7 protein-coding genes are annotated in these 5969 nt (G+C 60.9%); 5 read left to right on the top strand and 2 right to left on the bottom strand.

Annotation, left to right across the window (positions count from 1 at the left end; genetic code table 11):
* The 4 genes from AC1DT3_RS10485 to AC1DT3_RS10470 form a co-directional block, all read left to right on the top strand.
* Positions 1-280: oligopeptide/dipeptide ABC transporter ATP-binding protein (locus tag AC1DT3_RS10485; protein WP_477465196.1), on the top strand; the 280-nt coding region annotated here is incomplete at its 5' end.
* A gap of 65 nt (positions 281-345) precedes the next feature.
* Positions 346-1857, top strand: coding sequence for a L,D-transpeptidase family protein (locus AC1DT3_RS10480; RefSeq protein WP_477465195.1), 1512 nt, complete (start codon positions 346-348; stop codon positions 1855-1857).
* A 101-nt stretch (positions 1858-1958) separates the two neighbouring features.
* Positions 1959-2807 (top strand): 23S rRNA (adenine(2030)-N(6))-methyltransferase RlmJ, encoded by an 849-nt coding sequence (locus AC1DT3_RS10475; protein WP_477465194.1) that lies wholly within the window; start codon positions 1959-1961, stop codon positions 2805-2807.
* A gap of 67 nt (positions 2808-2874) precedes the next feature.
* Positions 2875-3480 (top strand): glutathione S-transferase family protein, encoded by a 606-nt coding sequence (locus AC1DT3_RS10470; protein ID WP_477465193.1) that lies wholly within the window; start codon positions 2875-2877, stop codon positions 3478-3480.
* A 54-nt stretch (positions 3481-3534) separates the two neighbouring features.
* Here AC1DT3_RS10470 and AC1DT3_RS10465 read toward each other — a convergent pair whose 3' ends face one another.
* Positions 3535-4260, bottom strand: a complete 726-nt coding sequence (locus AC1DT3_RS10465; RefSeq protein WP_477465192.1) for an outer membrane protein — start codon at positions 4258-4260, stop codon at positions 3535-3537.
* A gap of 286 nt (positions 4261-4546) precedes the next feature.
* Here AC1DT3_RS10465 and AC1DT3_RS10460 point away from each other — a divergent pair, with 286 nt between their 5' ends.
* On the top strand, positions 4547-5302 hold the full coding sequence (locus AC1DT3_RS10460) for an SDR family oxidoreductase (RefSeq protein ID WP_477465191.1): 756 nt from the start codon (positions 4547-4549) through the stop codon (positions 5300-5302).
* Here the strand turns inward: AC1DT3_RS10460 and pgeF are convergent.
* Positions 5292-5969, bottom strand: a 678-nt coding sequence (gene pgeF / locus AC1DT3_RS10455) for a peptidoglycan editing factor PgeF (RefSeq protein ID WP_477465190.1), incomplete at its 5' end; no start/stop codon positions are given. The genes AC1DT3_RS10460 and pgeF overlap by 11 nt on opposite strands.

Raw genomic sequence — 5969 nt, 5'->3', positions numbered from 1 at the left:
GATCGTCGAAACCGGCGGTTGGGAAACGATCTTCACCAATCCGCGCCACCCGTATACGCGGGCGCTCATCGCGGCGATCCCGGATCCGTTCGGTCGCAATCAGGGAACCAAGATCACCGGCGAGATACCCAATCCGCTTGATCCACCGACAGGATGCGGTTTCAACCCGCGCTGCCCCGAAGTGCGCGACATTTGCCGGATGCCGCCGACGCCGATGCTCGAGGAGATCGAGAARGATCATTTCGTTCGTTGCCGCCGCGTGGCGGAAATCGCCAACTAGACAAAGCGTTCTGGTTTGCGAGCAGGCTCGAACCAGCACCACAGCCCATTATCGAAAGACTGGACATGGCTCGCATTCCCACAATTCGCATCCGCGTTCCGCAGGAGCGCGACAACACCCACCACGCCACGTTGTCGATCGACGATTGGACGATCCGCTGCGTCGTCGGCGCAGCCGGGCTCGTCCAAGCGTCGTTGAAGCGCGAAGGCGACAGGCGGACGCCGATCGGAGTCTTCCCGCTTCGTTATGGATTCTACAATTCGGCCGCCCTTCCGAATTTCGGAAATGGCTCGACATTTCCCTTCGTTCCTCTGTCGGCTGGCATGATCTGGGAAGAGGATGGAGGTGCCTATAACCGTTTGGTGTACGCAGACGGTGATGAGCGCCAGGACGAGCGGCTCGCGCGGATCCGCGATGAACCGCTTTTCGATATCATCGTCCCGATTGGTTTCAACGACAGCACGACTGAGGCCGGTCGCGGTAGCGCGTTGTTCATTCACGCGGCCCGCGCCGATCTGCGCGGTACAGCGGGATGCATCGGCGTTCCTGCAAATGACCTCATGGAACTCGTCCGTCGTCTCGAACCGGGCATGACGATCGACATCGGCTACGAGGGAGCGGAGGTAGTCCAAGCACCGGACGTGACATCGCCCCTGGAAACCGTGACCTTCGCGGGACTCAAGCCAGGCCCTAAATTGATCGTGATCGGCGCTGTCCACGGCAACGAACCCTGCGGACCCAACGCTATCCTGCGCGCAATAGCAGATTGCCGCGCCGGTCGCCTTTCCATCCAGCGGGGCGAGGTGACATTCGTACCTGTTGCCAACATGAAAGCCTTTCGCCAGCGCACGCGCGAAGGCGATCGCAATCTCAATCGCAATCTTGGCGACAAACCGATTCCGCAGGACTATGAGGACGTCATCGGAAATCGACTTTGCGCGCTTCTACGCGCGCATGACGTTCTGCTCGATATCCATTCGTTCAAATCGGAAGGCGAGCCCTTCGTCTTCGCCGGTCCCAATGACAATTCGGGAGCCATCGAACCGTTTCGTTTCGCGAGGCCCGAAGGCGAGTTTGCCGTCAGGCTCGGAACATCGGTTGTCATCCATGGCTGGCTCGATGTGTACGACCGCTTCGTCAAGGAGCGGTTGAAGCGCGGTTACGAAACCGCGAGCGCGGAAGGAATCGGGACGACCGAGTATATGCGCTTCGCCGGCGGCTATGGGGTCACCCTCGAATGCGGTTCCCACGACGATCCGCAATCGATCGAGGTCGGCTATGCCGCCATTCTCAACGCATTGGCCCATCTCGGCCTTGTCGATGCCCCGGCCCCGGCCGTGAGCGCGRCCACCGCGATCCAGATCGTCGATGTAATCCTCTGCAACACCGAGGGCGATCGTCTCGAGGGAGCTTGGAATACCGGGGACACCATCGCCAAGGGGGAGATCATCGTTCGCAGGGCAGATGGTGAGACCGTCGCGGCGCCGAGCGACGGGTACATCATCTTTCCGAACAAGACCCCGAAGCCCGGCGACGGGCTCTGCTATTTGGGCGTCACGAGTGCGCGCGTCTTCTGAGGAGGTACGTCTCCTCGAGAGGCGCGGCTTGCCTTGCCGTCCGTTGTCCGGCCATAACCGTCCATGAACATGGTTTCGGACACGGGCTCGCGGCGGGACAGATGAACTACAGACACGCGTTCCACGCCGGCAATTTCGCCGACGTCATGAAACACGCCTTCCTCGTGCGGATCCTTGCGTACCTTCAACGCAAGGACACGCCGCTTCGCGTCGTCGATACGCATGCGGGGATCGGTCTCTACAATCTGAAGGGGGACCAATCATCCAGAACGGCTGAATGGGTCGACGGGATCGGGCGGCTGGCTGAGCCGTTCTCGCCGCAAGTCGAGGCGCTGCTTGCGCCCTATCGCAAAACCGTCGCCGATCTTCGGGCTCGGTATGGGGAGACCATCTATCCCGGCTCCCCGGCGATCCTTCGCGAAATGTTGCGGTCTCAGGATCGCGGCGTTCTCGTGGAACTCCACCCGGCCGACAACGCCGCCTTGGCGGAGCGGTATAATGCGGTCACGAACCTCAAAGTGCTGCATCTGGATGGATGGACGGCGCTCCATTCCTTGATCCCCCCGAAAGAAAAGCGCGGTCTCGTTCTGGTGGATCCGCCCTACGAGCAGCCAAACGAGCTTGATCGCCTCGGTTCCGAGCTGCTCGACGCTTTGCGCAAATGGCCGACCGGGGTTTATGTCGGTTGGTATCCGATTAAGGATATGGCGCCCGTCGACGCGCTCTATAAGCGTTTGACGAATGAAAGTCCGCGTCCGGGTTTGCGGCTGGAACTGCTCGTCGACGACCCGCGCGACGCCTCTCGGCTCAACGGGAGCGGTCTGGTGGTCTTCAATCCCTCGTGGACGCTGAGAGAAGAGGCCGAGATCCTTCTGCCGGCCTTGGCGGATCGGCTTGCGCGCGGCAGTTACGGCGCCTATCGGTGCGAAGCCTTCGGCCCCGCCGCCTGAAGGAACGGCTTGCCCTCGGCCGGAGCTTTGTCCATTGAGGGATGTCATTCCCGCCGAGGTCAATTCGATGCTAGTTCTCCGTTCTTCTCCCGCCTCACCGTTCGGCCGAAAGGTCAAGATCGCCGCCGACCTTCTCGGTCTGCATGACCAGATCACGATCGCGGAGGCCGATACCAACAACCCCGCCGACACGTTGCGTCAGCAAAACCCGCTTGGGAAAATTCCGGCACTCATCCTGGAGAACGGCGAGGCACTCTACGATTCACGGGTCATCGTGGAATATCTCGATCATCTCGCCGGCGGAGGAAAAATCTACCCCGACGGATGGGATCGCTTCGCAGCACTTCGTCAGCAGGCGCTTGCCGACGGCATCATGGATGCTGCGCTTTTAGAGGTTTATGAGGGCCGCTGGCGCACGGAAGACAAGCGCGAGCCGCGATGGGTCGAGCATCATGCGGACAAGGCGGCGCGGGCGCTGTCCTATGCCGAGGATGTTCTCTCTCAACCGGCAGCGAAGATCCATGTGGGCCATATCACCCAGGCCTGCGCCCTTGGATATCTCGATTTGCGGATGGAAGGCCGGTGGCGCAAGACACATCCGAAACTGGTGGCGTGGCTCGCCGACTTTGAAGCTCGCGTGCCGGCCTTCGAGAAAACCAAGATGAAGAGCTGATACAAAAAAGCCCGGTGTTTCCACCGGGCTTTTTCGATCGGAGTAGTCTCGATCTCAGTAGGTGTTGAACTTGTAGTTCAAGCCGGCCCGGACGACGCCGAATTCCGTATCGCGCTTGCCGGAATAACCGACGCCCGCGAGGTAGGGATAGTCGTTGCCGTTGTCGCTGCCGAGGTTCACGTACAGACCTTCGACCTTGGCGGTCAGGTTGTTCGTGAACGCGTACTCGACACCACCGCCGAGAACCCAGCCGGTCTTCGTGCTGTCGCCATTGCTCAGGTAATAGCCGAGCGCCGGGTTGTAGATCGAGTTGTTGCCGCCAATGTCACCATAGGCAAGACCACCGGTGGCGTAGATGAGAGCGCGGTCGATCGCGAAGCCGGCGCGGGCACGCAACGTGCCGAACCAGTTGCCGCTGCTGCTACCGCCAAAATTGCCGTAGTAGCCACGATCCGTGCCGAGATCGGCGTACTGAATGTCGGTTTCAGCACCGATCACGAACTGACCCATCTGGTAGTTGTAACCGATCTGGCCACCACCGACGAAGCCGCCGTCGCTGCCGCTGTCACCATAATAGCCGAGAACCGGATCGAAGGTCCTGGAATTGTTGGTGTTCCAGCCGTAACCGGCGTTCACGCCGACGTAAAAGCCAGTCCAAGTAAAGACCGGAATCGCGGGCGCATAGACTGGGGCCGGTGCCGTGCGAGCGGGAAGGTCCGCAGCCATGGCTGCTCCGGCAAAACCGACGAACGCAACGCCGGCGAGAAGAATCTTCTTCATGGTCTCCATTCCTATCGTTGTCTGCCCCAAGACCGAAACGGCCCCGGACGACTTACAGGCACCTTATAGAGCGATGGCCGCACGAGGTCTGTTGCCCGCCAAGCACAGCACCGGAAGGCACCGTGGCGGTAACGTGGCGACAATGTGCAAGCCGGTCCCCTTGTGGCATCGCTGGAAATGAAACGCCGCGCTTGGCGTTTGGTTCGGCATCCGCGCGCCAAAACTTGAATTCGGATCCAAGAAGGAAATCTTTGCTGCATAATGGCAACAGCAGGCGGAGACGGCGGTGCGGAAGGCGGCTCTGGTGACCGGCGGCGCGGCGAGGATCGGGAGGCGCATCGCCGAGAGGCTCGCGGGAGAGGGTTTCGCTGTTGCGATTCACTGCCACAATTCGGGCGACCAGGCCGAGCGTTTGCGGAAAGAAATCATTCACCATGGGGGACAAGCCGCCGTCGTCGAGGCAGATCTCAACGATCGAATCGCCGTCTCGGCATTGATTCAGGTCAGTCGCGAGCGCGTCGGTCCGCTCTCGCTGCTCGTCAACAATGCGTCGGAATTTATACCTGACGAAATCGACACGTTGGTCGATGAGACCTGGGATCGGCATCTTGAGGTCAATCTTCGCGCTCCCCTCTTCATCGCGAAGGATTTTGCTCGACAGGTCCCCGACGGACTGGATGCGTCGATCGTCAATATCGTCGATCAAAGGGTGTTGAAGCCAACGCCGTTGTTCTTCTCCTACGCGCTCAGCAAGGCGGCGCTCTTCGACGCGACGAAGACCCTCGCCCAGGCGTTGGCGCCGAAGGTGCGCGTCAACGCGGTGGCGCCCGGTCCGACGCTGGCTGGCGTGCGTCAGTCGAAGGACGATTTTGCGCAGCAGGCCCGACGCGTCCTGATGCGTCGCGCCGTCTCACCCGATGAGATTGCCGACGCGGTGTTGTTCCTTGCGAGCGCGCGCAGCGTGACCGGTCAGACAATCGCGGTCGATGGCGGACAGCATCTCGCCTGGGAGACGCCGGATATCGCCGGCATCACAGAATGAGCGGACTCGGAAGAAGCGAGATGGCCGAGATCAGGCGACCGTAGTCCGGTTCCTTGCGATGCGTCGTACGCCGGTAGCTATAGAAGCGTTCCTCGTCCGAATAGGTGCAAAGCCCGAGATCGGCGAACTCGCCAATTCCCGCCGCCGTCAATCGCGAACCGATATACGCGGGCAAATCGAATTGCGCATGCCCAGTGCGCGCGCTCGGCGAAAAGAAACGGCGATTGTCGCCATCGGCTTCGGTGAACCGCTCGACGAAATCCGCACCGACCTCATATGCTTCCCGGCTGATGGTCGGCCCAAGGACGGCAACGATGTGTTCCCGTTGAGCGCCGAGGTTTTCCATGGATTCGATGGTCGCTTCGAGAATGCCGTTGAGCGCTCCCTTCCAGCCAGCATGGCACGCGCCGATCACATTCGCCCGCGGATCGGTGAAAAGGATCGGGCCGCAATCGGCCGTCGAAATCGCCAGCGCCAGATTGGGGACATTTGTGACCATGCCGTCGGCTTTCGGCCGCTCCCCAGTCCACGGGCCGTCCACCACGACCACGTCGGAGGAATGAACCTGAAAGAGGCTGAGAAGTGCGTTGTCCGGAATGTCCAGATCGGCCGCCATGCGATGTCTGTTTTCGACGATGTTCGACGGCGTATCGGAAGAGCCGAGACC

The sequence above is a fragment of the Microvirga sp. P4_G7 genome, assembly GCF_056401005.1.
Note: the sequence above shows the minus strand (reverse complement) of the source record. Positions and strands in the feature narration are given on the sequence as shown.